This window comes from Methylobacterium sp. J-076, from assembly GCF_022829405.1.
In the GTDB taxonomy this organism is placed as follows: Bacteria; Pseudomonadota; Alphaproteobacteria; order Rhizobiales; family Beijerinckiaceae; genus Methylobacterium.
The window spans coordinates 1-1,465 of the sequence record NZ_JAKSXW010000106.1 but is presented as its reverse complement, the minus strand read 5'-3'; the positions used below and the strand labels follow the sequence as shown (position 1 = coordinate 1,465).

Sequence of the window (1,465 nt, the reverse complement as noted above, 5' to 3'; positions counted from 1 at the left end):
TCCGCCCGGACGAAGCAAGGAGCATCGGGCACCTGTGCGACCACGTAGACGCGTGCGCCCGTCACAGTATCGAGCATCTCCGCGATCCCGCGCATCCTCTCGCCGACGTCGAACACCTCTGGCTTGAGTGCCTGCCGGCGTGCGAAGGCGAGCAACTGGCCGGTGAGCTTGGCGGCGCGCTCAACCGTATCGGAGACGGCGTTGAGGTACCGATCCTTGCGCGCCTCCGGCAGGTCCGGTCGGCGAAGGAAGTCCACCGACGAGCGGATGATCGTCAACAGGTTATTGAAATCGTGGGCGACGCCGCCGGTGAGCTGGCCGACGGCTTCCAGCTTCTGGGATTGGCGCAGAGCCTCCTGGGCCTGCTCTAGCTCGGCCTGCCTTTCCCGGGCCTCGGTGATGTCGCGTCCGGTCGCGTAGGTCAGCGTTCCGGCCGGGGCGGCGGTCCATGAGATCCAGCGCGTCGAGCCATCCTTGTGCCGGTAGCGGTTGACGATATGGGGCATCCCGCCCTCGGACGCCTCGGTATAGGCGTCGACCGTCTCGACGTGGTGCTCCGCCAGGACGAACTCGTTGACATGGTGACCGACCAGTTCGTGCGGCTCGTAGCCGAGAAGGCGAGTCCATGCCGGGTTGACCCGCCGGAAGACGCCCGCGAAGTCGATGATGAGCATCAGGTCGGGCGCGGTATCCCACATCAGGTCCCGCTCGTTCGTGCGCTCCTCCACGCGCCGCTCCAAGGTCGCGTTCAGGCTGCGCACCTCGCCGAGTGCCCGTTCGAGGTTCTCCTGGCTGTCCTTCAGCGCGGCGTCGGCCAGCACCCGCTGCGTGGTTTCGTTGGTGAAGATGAACAGGCCCGCGATCCTGCCGTCGGCGTCGAGCACCCGTGAATACGAGAAGGAGAACCAGGTCTCCGCCGCCCCCCGGTCGGTATCGAGTGTCCACGGAAGGTCCTCGAAGCGATGGCTGCGCCCGGCGAAGGCGTCTTCGATGATGGGCTTGGCCTGTTCCCAGGCATCCGCCCAGACTCTGTCGAAACGCTCGCCCATGGCCCAGGCCACCCGGGGGCCGAGCAGGCGGGAATAGGTGTCGTTGAAGAAGAAGTGCAGGTCCGGCCCCCAGGCCAGGATCATGCTCTCGGGCGAGTTCAGGACCAGCGAGAGCGCGGTCTTGAAAGCTTGCGGCCACGTCTCGGGTTGCCCAAGAGGATGGGCAGACCAGTCGCGCTCGCGAATGAGGCGCGCGGCCTCACCGCCCCCAGCCAGGAACGCTGTCGCGTCGCTCACCGTGTCATGCCAAGCGGTCGCCGTACGAAGCGGCAATGGCTGCACCTGGACGTCTTGTCGCTGGATCGGTGAGACCTCTCATCGAGCGTGTCGAAGACCGTGCAGTCGTAATTTTCGAAGTCGCCGAAAGACGTGATCGCGCGCTTCGGCTTACCGAGGACATTTCAGGGGCCATGCCC

1 protein-coding gene is annotated in these 1,465 nt (G+C 65.9%); it reads right to left on the bottom strand.

Annotated features, from left to right (window positions below; translation table 11 throughout):
- Positions 1-1,331: PAS domain-containing sensor histidine kinase (locus MKK53_RS09670; protein ID WP_243928487.1), on the bottom strand; the 1,331-nt coding region annotated here is incomplete at its 3' end.
- Positions 1,332-1,465 lie beyond the last annotated feature (134 nt).